Origin of the sequence: Rhodococcus sp. WY5 (genome assembly GCF_018588185.1) — a bacterium.
GTDB lineage: Bacteria > Actinomycetota > Actinomycetes > Mycobacteriales > Mycobacteriaceae > Rhodococcus_F > Rhodococcus_F qingshengii.
The window spans coordinates 4,694,313-4,710,805 of the sequence record NZ_JAAMPR010000001.1 but is presented as its reverse complement, the minus strand read 5'-3'; the positions used below and the strand labels follow the sequence as shown (position 1 = coordinate 4,710,805).

The following is a 16,493-nucleotide window of genomic DNA, read 5'->3' as shown; positions in this document are numbered from 1 at the left end:
GACACGTGCTCCTGCTGGAGGTGTCATCATTGTCGACAAGTCTCGACCCGAGGGAGCCCTGGTGAAGCTTGCATTGACTGATCTGATCGAACAAATGCCTCGTGACGATTTGGCGAGTACGCGAGCGTTCTATGCGTCGCGGCCTGCCGGTGTCGGTCCGAGTTCCCTGCAGGAACTGCTTGTGGTGCGAGCATCCAGGGTGGTTGATCCCACGGCGAGCCGGGCTGTTGAACACGCACTCGACATCGAGGGCCGATCCGTTTCGGTGCGCGTAGTCACTCCGAAAGACGGCGATGTCAACGGGGTCTATCTGTATCTTCCGGGTGGGGGTTTCTACATGAGTTCAGCGGCCAGCGCTGACGCCCGAAGCATGAGACTTGCCGACGAGGTCGGGGTGGTAGTGGTTACCGTCGATTACCGGCTTGCACCGGAATTCCCTTGGCCGGCAGCGCCGGACGATTGTGAGGCAGTCGCCTTGTGGCTGCTTGATGTCGCTGCCGAACGGTTCGGGACGACCAGGCTCGCCATCGGTGGCATGTCGGCGGGAGCAACCTTGGTGACGACGACGTTGCTGCGCCTTCGTGATCGAGGTCTGGCCAAGGCATTTTCGGGTGCGGTGCTGGAAGCGGGCACGTACGACGTCAGTGCCCAGACTCCCGCGGGCCGCACCATCAGCGACAAATACTTCATCGAAGCCTACGTCGGCCATGTCGATGATCGCACTCTCCCGGATATTTCTCCGACATTCGGCGACCTCAGCGGCCTGCCGCCGACCCTCGTTGTCGTTGGATCAGAAGACGTGGTCCTGGCAGAGAACCTTGCCATGGTGGCGCGACTGTCGGCGGCCGGAAACGACGTCGACTTGCGTCTCTATCCTGATGTCCCGCATGGATTTACAAACCATCCAACGCCTGTTGCCCGCCGCGCTGCGTCGGATATGGGTGCCTGGCTCGGGCAATGTCTCGACGGCGAGTCGGAGTGACAAGCACGGGCGCGGCCGCGGTCTGTCGTTCGATCGGGCCCGGCGTGGTCGATGGCGACGCAGTGACGGGCAAGAGTTTCTTCCTGCAGGATGGCGGCTGGCCGGGCACCTGAACACATGTCCGGTTTCTGGAGCAAAGTCGGGACGAGGAGCGTGCCACCCTTGTAATCTCGCACGGGAGTTTGCGGGGCGCGGGGTATCCCGCACAGCGAATGAGAGGATGAAGGTGACAACTGTCTACACGCGCCGCCGAGGGGCGCGCCCTTTCGGAATCGCCCTCGCTGCGCTGGTCGCCATGGGTGCGGCCCTGACAGGCCCCACACTCGCCTCCGCTTCGAGCGGCGACCTGCAATTGGGTTCGAGTCAGTTCGGATCGTCCGGGGAGCAACCGCCGCTGCCGGAGATCCCACCGCCGTCCGCGGCCGAGATCAGGCTCGACGAGGCGCGGAACTTCCGCGATATCGGCGGGTATCGGACTACCGACGGCAGGACCGTCCGGACAGGCCTGGTGTTCCGTTCCAACAAGCTCAGCTCGCTCAATGAGACTGATCTGGCAAAACTCACCGCCGCGAACCTGACCCTCGACGTCGACCTGCGCAACGCCTCCGAACGTGCGGAGGATCCCGATCGGATCCCCGCCGGGGTCACCTACCAGGTCGCCGACGTCGTCAGTATCGAACACGGCATCGCGTTCCACGAGTTCGTTCCCCTGACCCTCGGTCGCGCGTTGATCGACGGCGCAGTCAAGGGAACCTCGAACATCGGCCAGAGCATCGGCTACCCGTTCATGGTCAACTACCGTGGTTCCGATGTCGCCTTCCGTGACCTGCTGACTGCGATCGCGAACAACTCCGACGGCGCAACCGTCTACCACTGCAGTGCAGGGAAGGACCGCACCGGTTGGGGTACCGCGATCCTGCTGACCATTCTGGGTGTCCCGCGTGAGTTCATCAGTGCCGATTTCATGGCGTCGAACACGTACCTGGGCCGGGACGACGCGGTGGACCTGTCGTGGCTCGATGCGGCGTATGCACAGGTGGACCGGCTCTACGGCGGTATGGATACTTACGTACGGGAGGGCCTCGGCGTCGACCAGGGCACTGTCGACTCTCTGCGCGCCAAGCTTCTCCTCTAAGCGGAGCTCCACGCCCGGCTTCTTGCCTACTCGGACCTTCTTCTGTCCCAGTGCGACCTGTGGTTGCGGGAGCGCGCGATTGTGTGGCGCCGCTCCTGGGGTGGGCCCGAGGTTTCTTGGCCGTGTGCGATCACCAAGTGGCGCAAGAACTTGGCGCGCAAGAATCACGCCTGGTCATGGACTCGACGCTGGCCAATTGGTCAGCATCGAATCGAGAGCCTCGAGGATTCTTGCCCAGCTTTCGGCGCTGTCCGGTGCACTGTGGCTGAACGATCCACCCAGCTCGAGGCTGGCGTACCCATGAAAAACGCTGCCGAGCAACCGAACTGCGTGGGTCTGATCGAGATCGGTGAGGTTGTACCCGCGCAGAATCGATCGCATCATCTGCGAGTGTCTGAAACCCGCGCTCGCGGCCGCGGCCTCCGGGGTGAGGCGCATCTGTGACGCGGCGTACCGACCAGGGTGTGACCTCGCGTAGTTGCGGTACACGTTCGCGAAGGCGGTCAAGGCGTCGCGGCCGGACCGACCGGCCACGGCGTCGGCAGCCTGGTCGGCCATCTCTTCCAAGGCAAGCAGCGCGATTCTGGTTTTGAGGTCGTTCGAACTTTTCACGTGCGAGTACAGGCTTGCGACCTTGACGTCGAACGCTCTGGCGACCGCCGATACGGTCACCTGCTCGAAGCCCACCTCGTCGGCCAATTCGGCGCCCGCCACGGCGAGGCGTTCGGGTGTCAGTCCTGCGCGAGGCATGTCCGTTGGTCCTGTTCGTCGAGAAGTGAAACCGCTTGCCTAAATAGTATAGGCAAATTACTGTGTGCTGTAGTTAAAACCTTCGCAACTTATCTACAGGTGAATGAGATGAACAGCCAGAGCAGCTGGATTACTACCGCAATTTCCGAGGACATCGTGCGCGGAGCCCTCGAGCTCGAGCGGACCGAACGCGGTGTGCTGACACACCGTCTGCCTGCCAGAGCTCGCACGCAATTCGCTGACGGGCAGATGGCAACGGCGCAATCACAACCGTCCGGAGTGCGGCTGGTGTTCCGAACCAGCGCTACGGCCATCGAACTCGACACTCTGCCCACGAAAATGATCTACATCGGTGCTCCGCCGAGGCCGCAAGGGGTGTACGATCTGATCGTCGACGGCGAACCAACCGGGCACGCAATCGCTGAGGGTGGCAACACGGTGACGATCGACATGGCGACCGGTACCGCTCAGAGACAATCCGGACCCGTCAGCACCATCCGCTTCGCGGACTTGCCCGCGCGATCCAAGACCGTCGAGATCTGGTTGCCGCACAACGAAACCACCGAACTTGTCGCATTGCGAACCGACGCCCCGCTCGAACTCGCAGTCGGCACGAAGCGTGATGTGTGGCTCCATCACGGAAGCTCGATCAGTCAAGGCTCCGGCGCTGAAAGTCCCTCCCGCACTTGGCCTGCTCTCGCAGCCTCCCTCGGCGGCGTGGATCTGATCAACCTCGGGTTCAGCGGCAGCGCTCTGCTGGACCAGTACGTCGCCCGCGCTATGCGAGACACTCCTGCCGACCTCATCAGCATCAAGATGGGCATCAATCTGGTCAACTCCGACGTGATGCGCCTGCGGGCCTTCACGTCGGCAATGCACGGCTTCCTCGACACGGTCCGCGACGGCCATCCAGTGGCTCCACTGCTGGTCGTCTCGCCTGTCTATTGCCCGATTCACGAAGACACGCCTGGACCTGGTGCATTCGATTTCGACGCGCTTGCCAGAGGCGAAATGCGATTCGTTGCTACCGGCGATCCCGCCGAGCGCGCAGCCGGAAAGCTGACGCTGCGCTCTATTCGGGAAGAGTTGGCGCGCATCGTAACCCAGCGATCGGCGGATGATCCCAATCTGCATTACGTCGACGGGTGCGATCTCTATGGTGCGGCCGAGAACGAAGAGTTGCCGCTTCCCGATCAGCTCCATCCGGACGCTGCGACGCACCGTCTCATCGGCGAACGCTTTGCCCAACGGGTATTCGCAGACGACGGCGCATTCGCACGCTCGGTGTGATCGCGCAATCTGGTTCGATCGGATTTCACACGATTTGACCCTGACGTAGCGTGAGGGCTCACGATGACTTCATGACCGATACTTACCCAGCATTCGACATCAGCCCCGTCCCTGTCCCCGCTATAGACGCCGTGCCTCCGGAACAGTTCCGAGGTCTCTACGGAATGCCCATGTTCGTGTCGGTTCCGACATCGGATCTGGCCGAATCGGCCGACTTCTGGATCCGTGGGCTCGGTTTCTTCGACCTCTTTTCGGTACCGGATCGACTGACGCACCTGCGACGCTGGGCATTTCAAGACGTTCTGCTCGTGCCCGGCGAATGTGCAGATTCACCACCGTCCGTCAGTGTGAGCTTTGCGTGTGTGCTGAGTCAGATGGACCAGATAGCACAGGCGTGTGAGGAATTGCGGCCCGGATGCACCAGCGGTCCACATCTGAAGCCGTGGAATTCACTGGAGTTGGAGATTGTGACACCGGAGAACGCGCGCGTGATCATGACGGCCGCTCGTCCGTACGACCCGAACAGTGCCGAGGCCGAGCATCTGCGAGGGATGGGAATTGACGGACCCGACGACTGAACCGAGGTCTGACGCTGTGGCCTCCCGAACCGCGTCTGTCAGACTGGATCACGTGACGGACCAACTCTTCGGAGACGAGGCAGACAGTGCTCTCACTGTCGGTGCTGCCGCATCACGACTAGGCATAACCGTACGTACCCTTCATCATTGGGACGCAATCGGTTTGGTGCGCCCGTCCGGGCGCAGTGACGGGGGCTACCGGCTGTACACCGACGCGGACCTCGGCCGCATCGGCCGGGTGCTTGTCTACCGTGACGTGGGTTTGTCGCTCGACGAGATCGGGATATTGCTCGATGCGCCCGCAGCCCACGTGGACGAGACGCTGCGTGGGCAGCGCGCCGAGTTGCGGCAACGGATAGCCGACTTGGAGGAACTGGGCGAGTCCTTGGATCGCATCATCGATGCCAGGAAGTCGGGTGTGCTGTTGCCGGCACACGAGCAGGTCTCGATCTTCGGCCGACACTGGCAGCCGTCATGGGGACCTGAGGCGCACGAGCGTTGGGGTGACAGTGCGCAGTGGGCGCAGCACGCGGAACGGTCGGCGGGTAGGACCGCTGAGGATTGGCAGAAGATTGCCGACTGCGTCGAGATGCTCAACGAAGACCTGGCGCTGGCGTGCCGGTCCGGAGTCGAACCGGGAAGCGCCGAGGCGAATTCGCTGGCAGAACGGCACCGAGCGTCGATCGGGGTTTACTTCGACTGCACACATTCGATGCAGGTGTGTCTGGGACGGATGTACGTGGCCGATCCGAGATTCACCGCGTTCTACGAGCAGGTCGAGACCGGTCTGACAGTGTGGCTCCGCGCTGTCATCGATGCGAATGCTCGGGCCAACGGGGTTGTCCCCGAATCGGCGACGTGGGTGTGAGTGAACTGGTGGTCGCTCGTCAGTCCAAAGACGCACACGCAGTGCACCACGGTCGGCCGTCGACTCCGGGCGCACGATGGGACACTGCGATGCGCGCGGCCAAAATGCAGCTTTCGTTGTCGTGATAGACGTCGAGATCCGAAGGAACCGTCGAGTGGAACGCCGGGACCTTCATGTCTACCTCCGTTGTGGCTCGCCAGGGAGTTGGCTCGTTGCGGCAATCCTCCCACCACAGAGATCATCTCGCCTGTCGGCAGAAGCAGGGCCGTTGCTCGGCCAAATTGCCAGGGGTCGACACGTGCGGTCCCGTCCGCGCGATTATGCAGCCCCGCAGCGACTTACAGGTGTGGTTACTTGGTCGCCCTGCCTTCCGAACGGATGCGCACTGCGCGCGCGGTGTGATCTTCGACGGCGCTCACCGCAGAGAATCCCGCAGGGATAGGCTGGACGGATGCGTGGAGAGTACAAGGTTCCTGGTGGAAAACTGGTCGCGGTCGACGTCGAGGTGGCGGACGGTCGGCTGTCCGAAGTCGCAGTCTCGGGGGACTTCTTCCTCGAGCCCGACAGCGCGCTCGACGACATCAACGCGGCGTTGCGCGGAATGCCCGCCGACTCGGATGCAGAACAGTTGGCGCATGCCATCTCCACTGCGCTCGACGAGTCCGTCTCGATGATCGGCTTCACGCCGCAGTCGGTCGGCATCGCGATCCGGCGCGCACTCGGCCACGCCACGAGCTGGGCGGATCACACCTTCGACCTCATCCCGCCGGTGGTTCTCGATCCCGCGATGCACGTCGCGCTGGACGAGGTCATCGCGCGTGAGGTCGCATCGGGTGAGCGTCCGCCGACATTGCGTTTCTGGGACTGGGACTCGCCCTTGGTCGTGATCGGATCGTTCCAGTCCGTGCGTAACGAGGTCGACTCCGAGGCGGCTGCGCGGTACGGCATCGGGGTGGTGCGCCGAATCTCCGGTGGCGGCGCGATGTTCATGGAACCGGGCAACTGCATCACGTACTCGTTGGCAGTACCGGCGTCATTGGTCGAGGGTTTGAGTTTCGAGCAGTCCTACGCGTTTCTCGATCAGTGGGTCATGGGAGCGCTTGCCGAGGTCGGTATCAACGCTCGGTATGTGCCGCTCAACGACATCGCCTCGGACAAGGGCAAGATCGCCGGCGCCGCTCAGAAGCGATTCGCGTCCGGCACTGTGCTCCATCACGTGACCATGGCCTACGACATCGACGCTGAGAAGATGACGCAGGTGTTGCGAATCGGACGAGAGAAGATGTCGGACAAGGGAACCAAGAGTGCGGCCAAGCGCGTCGATCCGCTGCGTTCGCAGACCGGAATGACGCGTGCAGCAATCCTGGAGTCGTTTGCGCAGCACTTCCGAGGTCAATACGACACCCACGACAGCGATTACACGGACCCGGAGTTGGAGCAGGCGCGCAAGCTGGTGGACACGAAGTTCAGAACCGAAGAGTGGACTCACCGCGTCCCGTGAACCGAGAAACCGGGACGAGACCCGAGCGGTCTCGTCCCGGTCGCCTAGGTAGCCGGAGTCGCTGAGTTTGCCCCGAGGAGCTCGGCGTCGGCCGTCCCGGAGTTCCGCTTCGGAATGGTGAAAGTTGCGCTCACGCACAGGATTGCGATGACGAAGCACGCCACTGTGTACCAGAGGTTCCCGATGGGATCTCCAGCGCTGGTGGAACCGTCGACCGCGTCGAAGAAGTCGGGAAGCGCACTCGCCCACAGGACGGCCATGACAACCAGGTACACCACGCTGTAGATCTGCACGAACCTGTTGGTGTGTTCAGGAGTGTTCGATTCTGCCGAGCGCAGGTGCGTCCATTGGCGGACGAGAACCACGATCGCGACCACTGTGAGGACTGCAAGTTCAGCGGCGTAGAGGAACCCGCGGACAGTGTCGCTTCCCATACCGAAGACCGTCGCCGGGAGCGGGAGAATGAACGTACCCAGCGAGGCCAGCAGGCCGATCACGATGGTGCGCCATACCAATTGAAGTCCGGAGAAGTGCTTGCCGGCATCGACGTGCCGTCCGACGAAGTACTGGACGCAGAATGCCAACGACATCGGCCACAGCGCGGCGAAGACGACCACGCTGGGAAGTGGAACCGCGTCGAACATGGGTTGGTTGATCGGGTTCGACGTCGACCACTCCCACCACCGCAACTGGGGCCCCAGGTGGTCGAAGATTTCGTAGAACGCATGGTGGACGAAGCCGACGCAGACAGCGCCCAGTAGTGGACCGTATTTGCGGAAAACGCCGAGCATTCTGACTATTTCGAAGGCCAACGTCGCCATCAGTGGATAGATGGCAACGATGTACAGCGGCAGTCGACCCCACATGAAGTCGACGGTGAACACGTTGTGCGCGAACATCGTGTCCACTTGTTCTTCGATGCCGAACGCCGCCGGGAAGTACAGCGGCGGCTCGATGATGAACAGGTAGGCGGTGGCGCCGAACCAGAGAACCAGATTGGTGGGGTCGCCGTTGCGGCGCAACCGCACGATCGCCAGGACCAGTGCGAGCACCGAGCCGACGATGATGGTCCATTCGAGGACGGGCAGGGTCCAGTTCTCCAGCGCCGCCGGGTTACGGAACTCGACGAGTCCACCTGCTTCCTGACAGGAGAAACCGAGTTCTGTTGCGAGCTGGGAGAACGTGGGGGAGCAGTGTTCTGCCATCAGTTGGCCCCTGACGTGATCGACTCGGCTTGTGCCTGAGATTCGGCGGTGTACCAGCGTGTGCAGTCGTAGCCGTCGTCGTAACGCTTGAACCACTGGTCGGCGAGTGCGGGGAGTTTCTCGTGGTCCGGGTTGTGATTGGGCATCTGGCTGCGGAAGACACCGCCGAGTGCGACGAGTTGTTCTCCGAGTCGAAGGTGATCGAAGGCGCGAGGCATCGTGCCCTTGGTCAGATACGGAGCGAACGACGTCAGAATCTTCTGCTTGGTGCGGTGGGTGGCGAACATCGACAGTGAGTCGACTTGCCGCTCGGAGAGCGGAACGTGCTGGTTGAAGCCTGCGCAGGCGATACGAATCACCTTCATGACGTGTGCGAAGATCGACGGCGCCATTCGCATCCGGTAAAGCTCGCTTCCGACAACGGAATTGAAGATGATCAGTGCCGAGCTGCGATGCTCGACCTCCTCGACGAAGTGCCAGATGAACAGCGACGCGACGCGGTCGTCTCCCGGACGGAACAAGGTCGCCTCGTTGTCGAGCATCAGTTTGAACACCGGTGTGAAGGTCGCCTCCAGATCTGCGGTGTATGCAAGCCGGTAGTTCAGCGAGGTCGCCTCGGTCAGTAGATCGAATTCACCGATCACAGCGTCGAGCGTGTTCTGCAGTCCGGGGTAGCGCCTGATCAGAGCCTTCACATGCTGGCGGTGCGCGGTCGAGTGATGGCCTTCCTGACGCATGAACGCCACGGCTTCCTCGGCCACCTCAGGATCGCTGATCCGCGACTTGGTCTGCATGATCATCTTCACGATCATCTTCTCGAAACCGATGGCCAGGAACGAGACCGCGTTGGACATGCTCGACCAGGCCGGATTCTCCGGGTTCCACAGGAAGGGAACGTCCTGATCCTCGAATCCGAAGTCCATTTTTCGGGGTTGAAGGTTGGTCACTTGTCGAACCTCGTCTTTCGGAGGGGCTGGTCAGGTGGCCGCTCTGGCACTCGAAGCCACGTGTGGCGGTAATCATACATATTGGTGTGCAGTTGTATGTTCACTTTCGGCGAGGGGAGTGAATTCGAGGGGCGCAGATGCAAAACCTGCCTGTGTTAGCCTGTGGCTCTTGGACTTCGAGCGCAAAGACATGGTTCGAGCCTCGTTCGAGCGAGGAAGTGGGCAGTGGCACGAAGGCGTGGGTGGGGCGGCAATCCACCGGACAGTGACGAAGATGCGTCTCGTCGCATTGTCGAGGCCGCGGTCGAGTTGATCGGACGGACGAGTTCGGAAATCAGCATCGGCGACGTCGCCGAGTCACTGGGCGTGATCCGGCAGACCGTGTATCGATACTTCCCCAGCGCCGACGCTCTGATGCGGGCAGCTGCAATCGCGTCGGTCGACGGCTACCTCGATCGGCTCACCACACACGTGAGCGGCATCGAAGATCCCGTCGAGGCGATGACCGAGGGTGTCGTCTACACCCTGACCCAGGTCCACCGAACGCCGCATCTCGGCATTCTGCTCACCAGCACGAATTCGAGTCTTCATCCCGAGGGTCTGACCTCTCAGGAGGCGCAGGCCTTCGGAATGGCGATGATCACCCGCTTCGACGTGGACTGGGTGCGTTTCGGATACGACGACGCATCACTTCAGGAACTGGTCGAATACGTCCTGCGGACGATGCAGTCGTTTTTCCTCGCGCCCGGCGACCCGAAGCGGAGCGACGAGGAACTGCGGCGATACCTACGGCGCTGGATGGGTTCTGCGATCATCGCCCAGGGAAATTCTGTCAGCGGTGATCCGATCAGCGCAGAACCAGAGTCAAAACAACCGCGCTGACGCACGCGGCGATGACGACGATCAGCGCGAACAGGTCGGCGAGCTGAGGGCGCTTGGGGTACGCCGCGATCAAACCGGTGCCCCCGCGAGCGGAGATCGCTTCACCCATCTCGGCAGAGCGCCGAATTGCCACCGACATGGTCGTGGTGATCAGATCGACTATCGAATTGTCGACAGCGCTGTTGACCACAGCTTTCGGGCGTAGTCGTCGCGCCGCCACCAGGGTGAGCATCTCGTCGATCAAGAGCGGAAGTGAACGAATGCAGAGGGCCGTCGCGATCGCCCACTCGTCGACCGGGATCTTGAGGAATCGCAGCGGTCTACCGAGCGTTGCCAGTGCCGGCGCCACATCGCTCATCGACGTGGTCCATGCCAACATCAGTGAGACGCAGAGCAATACAAGACCGAACGTCACAGCTTGCAGGTAGATGAACACTGCGTCGAGGCCGATCGGAAGATTGATCAACGCGCCGAGCAGGATCAGCGCCCACAACCACCACGGAGGTCGCGGAACTGCAGTCGGGGGGATGCGTCCGATCACCGCGGTCAGCAACAACAATCCGAGTACGACGCCGATCGCCGGCCAGGACGGAGCGGTCACGACCACGATGCTGACGAGAACGACGGCAACGATCTTCGTTCCGGCCCACAATCGGTGGATCGGCGATGAAGTCGGGACTTCGCGCAGAAGTGTTGTCACGTCGTCGATCCTTCCAAGGCGCTGCTGGCGGCAGGGTCGAGGATGCGACCCTCCGACAGTCGAATTGTTCTGCTGCACACGGCGTCCATGCCGTCGACATCGTGGGAGATGACGACTACTGCGGTTCCGTCCCGACGAATCCACCTGAGTACGTTCAGGATTTCGTGTCGACCGGGTGGATCGAGACCGGCCAGCGGTTCGTCGAGGATGAGTACCCGCGGTTGGCGCACGAGGAGACCGGCCAGGACGACGCGTCGCATCTGTCCGCCGCTCAACTCGTCGATGCTGCGGCCGGCGGTGTGACGGTCGAGTCCGACGGCGTCGAGCGCCCACGAGACTTGCACCGATCCGATCTCCGGACCTCCGGCGGCCTCGATGTCTTCGGCGACGGTTCGGCGTTGCAGCTGCAGTCGCGAATGCTGGAACGTGAGACCGACGGTGCCGAGTTGGCGTGAGACGGGTTTGCCGTCGAAGACTGCGGTTCCCTTGCTCGGTGCGATCAAGCCCGCCATGATCCAGGCCAGAGTCGATTTACCGGAACCGTTGCCGCCCAGAACCAGCAGCCCGTCGCCGTCGCCGATTGTGAGATTGACGTCCGACAAGGCGCGCCGCGACCACGGAGTCCGGTCGTTGTACGTGTGGGTGACATCGGTGAGTTGGAGGACAGCTCGAGTGCTGACCGGCCACGGCGCAGACGGAGGACCCCCGAACGTCGACGTCATCCAACCGGGTTGGTGATCGATCTGCCGTCCGCGTTGTAGTTGAATCACCCGATCTGCGTTGCGGGTGTCGGCGTGGTGATGGGTGACCAGTACCACGGCCATCGGGTGGCGTCGCGGAAGTTCGGCAAGGAGCGAGACCAATTCCTCCCGGCCGGCCTGATCGACCATCGCGGTGGCTTCGTCCGCGATCAGCAGAGCGGGGCGCCGCGCCAGCGCGGCTGCAACAGCCAGACGTTGCATCTCGCCACCGGACAGCCCGGAGGTCTCACGCATACCCATGCCCGCGAGTCCCACCTCGGCCAGCAGTGCATCGACGTCGGGATGCGACTCGGGGGGGAGCCCCCAGACGACGTCGTCCGCGACGCGGGTTCCGAGGATCTGGCTTTCGGGTCGTTGGAGGACGACGGCGGTTCCGCCGTGTCGGCCGAGACCGGCGGACCCGGGTCTCGTCAGCGTCCCGACAGTCGGCGCGCGACCGGCGAGCAACCGGGTGAGTGTGGACTTGCCCGAGCCGTTGTGGCCGACGACGGTGACGAACTCTCCTCGTCGCACGGTGAAGTTGACGTCGACGAGGGCCGGTGTCGTTGCACCCGGATAGGTGAAGCCCACGTGATCGAAAGTGACCGGCAGCGGATCGATCGGACGGTCGTCGGGTGCTGTCTGGAGCGGGTCGGCCGAAGGGAGTGCAGCCAATCGGTCGAGGACGGCGCCGAGGACGAAATAGGAGACGACGGTACTGAGGACGATTCCGGAGATGATGGACACGCCGATCCACAACCACCAGTAGTCGATGATCGAGCCGATGCTGTTCTCGATCCATTCGGCTGCGCCGACCAGTGTGGGGGCACGCTTCAAGATCTCGGCCACGCCCAACGCGGTGTTCTCGAGCGAGGTCAACAACAAGGTGCGCAGCGGAGCGAGAACAAGCAACAGGACTATGGAGAACAACGCCAGCGCGGGCCCGATGACCAATGACGACAGCAATGCGGAGACGAAGCCGAGACCGCGCCGCTTGACCGTACCGATGATTCCGCCGAGGAGAGCGCTCAATGCGACCGCCGCCGCAGATCCCGAACCCGCCGCGACAAAGGCGACTGCCGTGGCCGAGATACCGGCCGTCGTCACGGCGCGGACTCGGAAGCGCTGGGCAACAATTCCCATCGGAACGGCGGCCACGAGGTTGAGGGCGCTGGCCATGGGGATGACCGTGGCAATCACGGACAACGCGACCGTGAATCCGGCCATGACGGCACCCGTTGCCAACTCGAGTGGTCGAAGGTTGCCGGTTTCGCGGACTTGCGGACGGTTGCTCACTACGTCCAGTGTGCCAGTGGTGACATAACTCCCGCCCGACTGATGGTGAGCGCATCGGGGTGATTGCGTAGGCTTCACCTCAAACAATGCATCGGACGGAGCGTGGAAGACGTGAGTGCAGCACCCATCAGGGTCGGGGTTCTGGGAGCCAAGGGCAAGGTCGGTCGAGCGATCTGCGAGGCAGTGGAAGCTGCTCCCGATCTGGAACTCGTCGCTCAGGTCGACACCGGTGATCGCATCGAGACGTTTGTCGACACCCGCACTCAGGTAGTGGTCGATTTCACGCACCCCGACGTCGTCATGGGAAATCTGGAATTTCTCGTGGCCAACGGAATTCACGCAGTGATCGGCACCACCGGTTTCGACGAGTCCAGGCTTGCGACTGTGCAGTCCTGGCTTGACGCCCAGCCTGCAACGGGTGTTCTGATCGCCCCGAACTTCGCCATCGGTGCTGTGCTGTTGATGCGCTTCTCGGCTGCCGCGGCGCGCTTCTTCGATTCCGTCGAGGTTATCGAACTTCACCACCCCAACAAGGCAGATGCTCCCTCGGGCACCGCATACCGAACGGCCGCCATGATCGCCGAGGCTCGCGCGGAAGCAGGCGTGGGACGCAGCCCTGACGCCACCACGACCGAGCTCGAGGGTGCGCGTGGAGCCGACGTCGACGGCGTCCGGGTTCACTCCGTGCGGATGGCCGGACTGGTTGCGCATCAGGAAGTGATTCTCGGAACTCAGGGCGAGACGCTGACCATTCGCCACGACTCGATCGACCGGAATTCGTTCGCGCCGGGCGTTCTGCTCGGTGTCCGCCAGATCGGCTCGCGTCCGGGTCTGACGGTCGGTATCGATTCCTTTCTCGATCTATGAACAAGACCACCCGCACCGTCGCACTGATCGTCGCGATTTGCATCGCGCTCGCGGTGTACTTCGTGCTGCTCGGCCAGCGCGGAATCCAGCTCATCCAGGACGGTGGCGGCGCCGCGATCGGTCTAGGGATCGGCGTGCTGATCCTGCCGTTCCTGGGGCTGTGGCTCGTCATCGCCACGCTCCGTGCCGGCTTCACGCACCAGCGCCTCGCGCAGCAGATTCACGACGAGGGCCTCGCTGTCGACGCGTCTGCGCTTCCGAAATTGCCTTCGGGCCGGATCGAGCGAGCGGCTGCCGACGAGTTGTTCGCCCAGATCAAGGTCGACTGGGAAGCAGACCCGGACAACTGGAAGCAGAACTTCCGACTTGCTCGCGCCTACGACTATGCCGGTGACCGAAGCCGGGCTCGGGAAACCATGCGACGGGCAGTCGAACTGGAACGCCGTTCACGAGGCAAGTAGGTGTCTACGCCGCGAAGCGGGGCCTGCTGAGACGCTACCGTTCCGGAACAGTTGTGGGAGATGACGGATCCGGAGTGGTGGGGTCGAATGGCGGCGGGTTGTTCGGGTCGAAGCTCGTCACCGGCACCGAACAGGTCGCGCCCACTTCGGGATACGTGTTCGGGTTGACGCGCAGAGCCGAGACGAACTGATCGATGCGCGCGTCCGCGGCGTTGTCGAGCTTGAGCTGACGGCCCCACGACTGCAGCGAGATCGGCGAATCCAGGGTCGGATACGGCGACATCAACGTGTAGCTCATGCCCTCGACTCGCTGTGCCAAGCGAGCCTGATCCTCGCTCGAGACGAGGTCGGGGTTGTACGTGATCCACACGGCCCCGTGCTCGAGAGAATGGACCGCATTCTCGGTCCGAATCGCTTGTGGATAAACAACTCCGGTGCAGTTTGCCCAGACCGAGTCATGACGGCCGCCGAAGGGCGGTGAATATGTGTACGCCACGCGTTCGTTCGGGCGTACGTGTTGGGCTGCTGGGTAGTCGACCGTGACAACTCCGTCGATGGCTTCGGACGGATCCGGGTTGTCGATGCTCGGAACAAACGCATCCGGGCGCGGTGATCCTTCGAGGGAATTCGCACACGAAGCCAGTGCGAGAACTGCCGAGACCACCACTGTCGCTCGAAGTTGTTTGTTCACTCGGCCATGATAGCGGCGCCTGTCCGCTTTCCCGGGGACGCGAATCGACTACGACCCGAGAGAGCCGCTCGCTCCGCCCGACAGTGCGATGTCGCTGGCGCCGCGAAGAATTCGGATTGGTGGTAATGGCCCTCGGTATGCCTCGGAGCCACTGATCAGATCACCGGCAGCGTCGAACGCGATCGCCTCACCTTGTGGCTCGTCGGGAAGGGAGACGCGAATCGGGTTGGTGTTCAACGCTTTCACGATATCGCCGTCGGGAGCTGCGTACAGGTAAGCGTCGGTATACGTGCGGAGCGCTACCACCGTGCCGTCCTTGCTCACGGCGCCGCCGGTGACAGCCATCGTTCCGGCGTGGGGGACGGGCCCACCGGGTGTGAGGGTGGGAGTAAATCTGAGCTGACCTACTTTGGCCAACATGGTCGGCGAGCCCGTACTCAGATCCTGAACCTGCTGTCGCTCAGCGGTTGTGTAGACCACGCTTGCACCCAGGTAGTCCTTGGTGACGATGACGGGAACCCCGTCGCTCTGGATCAGTAGTGTCTCGGCGTCGTGCGCGCCGTCGGGATAGACCAGGGGGTAGGAGGTCGCCGCACCTGAAGCCGGATCGAGTTCGATCAGCCCGACCGACGTTCGTACCGCGTTGTTGTCGCCGATGTCTGCCAGCCACAGGTGGCCGTCGGGAGTCGACGACAGATCCTCGACGTCGACACGAGGGGTGCCCACGCTGATCCAGCGCTGCACGTGGCAGTTCGAATCGAGTTCGGCGACCCGATCGTCGGAGCCGCTGTCGCCGATTGCGTACATCCCGGCCGCGGTGACGGCGAGTCCGGACAGCTCGGAAAGGCCTGCATCGGTGGGTGTGCACAGTACGTCGAAGACGCGGGCCTGTTGCGCCGCCGCAGGAACAGTGTGAACGCCGACAATCGCGGCGGCGAGAACAACCGATCCGGCAGCCCAAGCGACTGAGTGGGTGAGCGGTCGATTCCAGATCACGATGCAGTCCTCCAGGCCGAAGAATCGGGACTTAGTACCCAGAGAATACTGGACGTCCGTCTCACTTTGACAGAAACTGCAAGAAATCGCCTATGCCGAGACGTCGTGATGCGTCAGTGATTCACCGAGTGAATCCGCGTGCAGGAGGGGATACTCGACTCACCGGAGATCGGCGGCGACGAGCAGGAAGTGACGAAGCGATGGCGAAGAGTGAGTCCGACAAGCAAGGCGCAGATTCCCCGTCTCGGTTGATCGACCAGCGAATCGAGGAACTCGGAGACTGGCGGGGCGAGATGCTCGCCCGGATACGAACTCTGATCAAAGAAGTGGATCCGGATGTGGTGGAGGAATGGAAGTGGCGAGGTGTTCCCGTGTGGTACCACGCCGGAATGATCTGTACCGGTGAGACTTACAAGAGCGCAGTGAAGGTGACCTTTGCCAAAGGCGCATCACTCGACGACGCTTCAGGACTCTTCAACTCCAGCCTCGAGGGCAATACGCGACGGGCGATCGATTTCCACGAGGGCCAAGCCGTCGACGAAAAGGCGTTCAAGGCACTCGTTCACGCCGCGATTGCCCTGAACACCTCGAAGAAGTGACGCCC

Annotated in this window: 18 protein-coding genes; 10 read left to right on the top strand and 8 right to left on the bottom strand. The window is 62.5% G+C overall.

The annotated features are described in order from the left end of the window. Positions 1-61: 61 nt before the first annotated feature. Positions 62-982 (top strand): alpha/beta hydrolase, encoded by a 921-nt coding sequence (locus G4D79_RS21700; protein WP_214514369.1) that lies wholly within the window; start codon positions 62-64, stop codon positions 980-982. A 220-nt stretch (positions 983-1,202) separates the two neighbouring features. Beyond that, complete coding sequence (locus tag G4D79_RS21695) at positions 1,203-2,117, top strand: tyrosine-protein phosphatase (RefSeq protein WP_007735104.1); 915 nt, start codon at positions 1,203-1,205, stop codon at positions 2,115-2,117. A gap of 174 nt (positions 2,118-2,291) precedes the next feature. Here G4D79_RS21695 and G4D79_RS21690 read toward each other — a convergent pair whose 3' ends face one another. Continuing rightward, positions 2,292-2,867: a TetR/AcrR family transcriptional regulator gene (locus G4D79_RS21690; protein WP_030535586.1), complete on the bottom strand. Its 576-nt coding sequence runs from the start codon at positions 2,865-2,867 to the stop codon at positions 2,292-2,294. Between the two features lie 108 nt (positions 2,868-2,975). Here G4D79_RS21690 and G4D79_RS21685 point away from each other — a divergent pair, with 108 nt between their 5' ends. From G4D79_RS21685 to G4D79_RS21675, 3 genes are all read left to right on the top strand, one after another. Beyond that, positions 2,976-4,157 (top strand): GDSL-type esterase/lipase family protein, encoded by a 1,182-nt coding sequence (locus tag G4D79_RS21685; RefSeq protein ID WP_054188552.1) that lies wholly within the window; start codon positions 2,976-2,978, stop codon positions 4,155-4,157. 71 nt (positions 4,158-4,228) lie between these two features. After that, the gene (locus G4D79_RS21680; RefSeq protein WP_039973461.1) at positions 4,229-4,735 is read left to right on the top strand and encodes a glyoxalase/bleomycin resistance/dioxygenase family protein; all 507 of its coding nucleotides are present in this window, start codon (positions 4,229-4,231) and stop codon (positions 4,733-4,735) included. Positions 4,736-4,787: 52 nt separating this feature from the next. Beyond that, positions 4,788-5,603: a MerR family transcriptional regulator gene (locus G4D79_RS21675; RefSeq protein WP_308252602.1), complete on the top strand. Its 816-nt coding sequence runs from the start codon at positions 4,788-4,790 to the stop codon at positions 5,601-5,603. A gap of 19 nt (positions 5,604-5,622) precedes the next feature. Here the strand turns inward: G4D79_RS21675 and G4D79_RS21670 are convergent, their stop codons facing one another. Then, positions 5,623-5,778 carry a hypothetical protein gene (locus G4D79_RS21670; RefSeq protein ID WP_003942131.1) on the bottom strand — a complete coding sequence of 52 codons (156 nt, stop codon included), beginning with the start codon at positions 5,776-5,778 and terminating at the stop codon, positions 5,623-5,625. Between the two features lie 276 nt (positions 5,779-6,054). Between G4D79_RS21670 and G4D79_RS21665 the strand changes: the two genes are divergently transcribed. Further along, a complete protein-coding gene (locus tag G4D79_RS21665) occupies positions 6,055-7,104 on the top strand; it encodes a biotin/lipoate A/B protein ligase family protein (RefSeq protein ID WP_050655770.1) in 1,050 nt (349 codons plus the stop codon). A gap of 44 nt (positions 7,105-7,148) precedes the next feature. Here the strand turns inward: G4D79_RS21665 and G4D79_RS21660 are convergent, their stop codons facing one another. Both G4D79_RS21660 and G4D79_RS21655 read right to left on the bottom strand, forming a co-directional pair. Next, positions 7,149-8,309, bottom strand: a complete 1,161-nt coding sequence (locus G4D79_RS21660) for a hypothetical protein (RefSeq protein WP_054188551.1) — start codon at positions 8,307-8,309, stop codon at positions 7,149-7,151. Then, complete coding sequence (locus G4D79_RS21655) at positions 8,309-9,256, bottom strand: metal-dependent hydrolase (protein WP_054188550.1); 948 nt, start codon at positions 9,254-9,256, stop codon at positions 8,309-8,311. The genes G4D79_RS21660 and G4D79_RS21655 overlap by 1 nt, the downstream gene beginning before the upstream one ends. A gap of 225 nt (positions 9,257-9,481) precedes the next feature. Here G4D79_RS21655 and G4D79_RS21650 point away from each other — a divergent pair, with 225 nt between their 5' ends. Further along, positions 9,482-10,138 carry a TetR/AcrR family transcriptional regulator gene (locus G4D79_RS21650; RefSeq protein ID WP_007735111.1) on the top strand — a complete coding sequence of 219 codons (657 nt, stop codon included), beginning with the start codon at positions 9,482-9,484 and terminating at the stop codon, positions 10,136-10,138. Here G4D79_RS21650 and G4D79_RS21645 read toward each other — a convergent pair. Then, the gene (locus G4D79_RS21645) at positions 10,104-10,838 is read right to left on the bottom strand and encodes an energy-coupling factor transporter transmembrane protein EcfT (RefSeq protein WP_214514367.1); all 735 of its coding nucleotides are present in this window, start codon (positions 10,836-10,838) and stop codon (positions 10,104-10,106) included. The genes G4D79_RS21650 and G4D79_RS21645 overlap by 35 nt on opposite strands. Then, positions 10,835-12,874, bottom strand: a complete 2,040-nt coding sequence (locus tag G4D79_RS21640; RefSeq protein WP_214514366.1) for an ATP-binding cassette domain-containing protein — start codon at positions 12,872-12,874, stop codon at positions 10,835-10,837. The genes G4D79_RS21645 and G4D79_RS21640 overlap by 4 nt, the downstream gene beginning before the upstream one ends. A 111-nt stretch (positions 12,875-12,985) precedes the next feature. Here G4D79_RS21640 and dapB point away from each other — a divergent pair, with 111 nt between their 5' ends. Then, on the top strand, positions 12,986-13,741 hold the full coding sequence (gene dapB / locus G4D79_RS21635) for a 4-hydroxy-tetrahydrodipicolinate reductase (RefSeq protein ID WP_007735114.1): 756 nt from the start codon (positions 12,986-12,988) through the stop codon (positions 13,739-13,741). Next, a complete protein-coding gene (locus G4D79_RS21630) occupies positions 13,738-14,202 on the top strand; it encodes a hypothetical protein (protein WP_003942246.1) in 465 nt (154 codons plus the stop codon). The genes dapB and G4D79_RS21630 overlap by 4 nt, the downstream gene beginning before the upstream one ends. Before the next feature lie 34 nt (positions 14,203-14,236). Here the strand turns inward: G4D79_RS21630 and G4D79_RS21625 are convergent, their stop codons facing one another. Together G4D79_RS21625 and G4D79_RS21620 are read right to left on the bottom strand one after the other, a co-directional pair. Beyond that, a complete protein-coding gene (locus G4D79_RS21625) occupies positions 14,237-14,893 on the bottom strand; it encodes a DUF3105 domain-containing protein (protein ID WP_003942235.1) in 657 nt (218 codons plus the stop codon). 48 nt (positions 14,894-14,941) lie between these two features. Continuing rightward, a complete protein-coding gene (locus tag G4D79_RS21620) occupies positions 14,942-15,889 on the bottom strand; it encodes a hypothetical protein (RefSeq protein WP_214514365.1) in 948 nt (315 codons plus the stop codon). Between the two features lie 200 nt (positions 15,890-16,089). Between G4D79_RS21620 and G4D79_RS21615 the strand changes: the two genes are divergently transcribed. Continuing rightward, positions 16,090-16,488: a DUF1801 domain-containing protein gene (locus G4D79_RS21615; protein WP_020969439.1), complete on the top strand. Its 399-nt coding sequence runs from the start codon at positions 16,090-16,092 to the stop codon at positions 16,486-16,488. Positions 16,489-16,493: the final 5 nt, after the last annotated feature.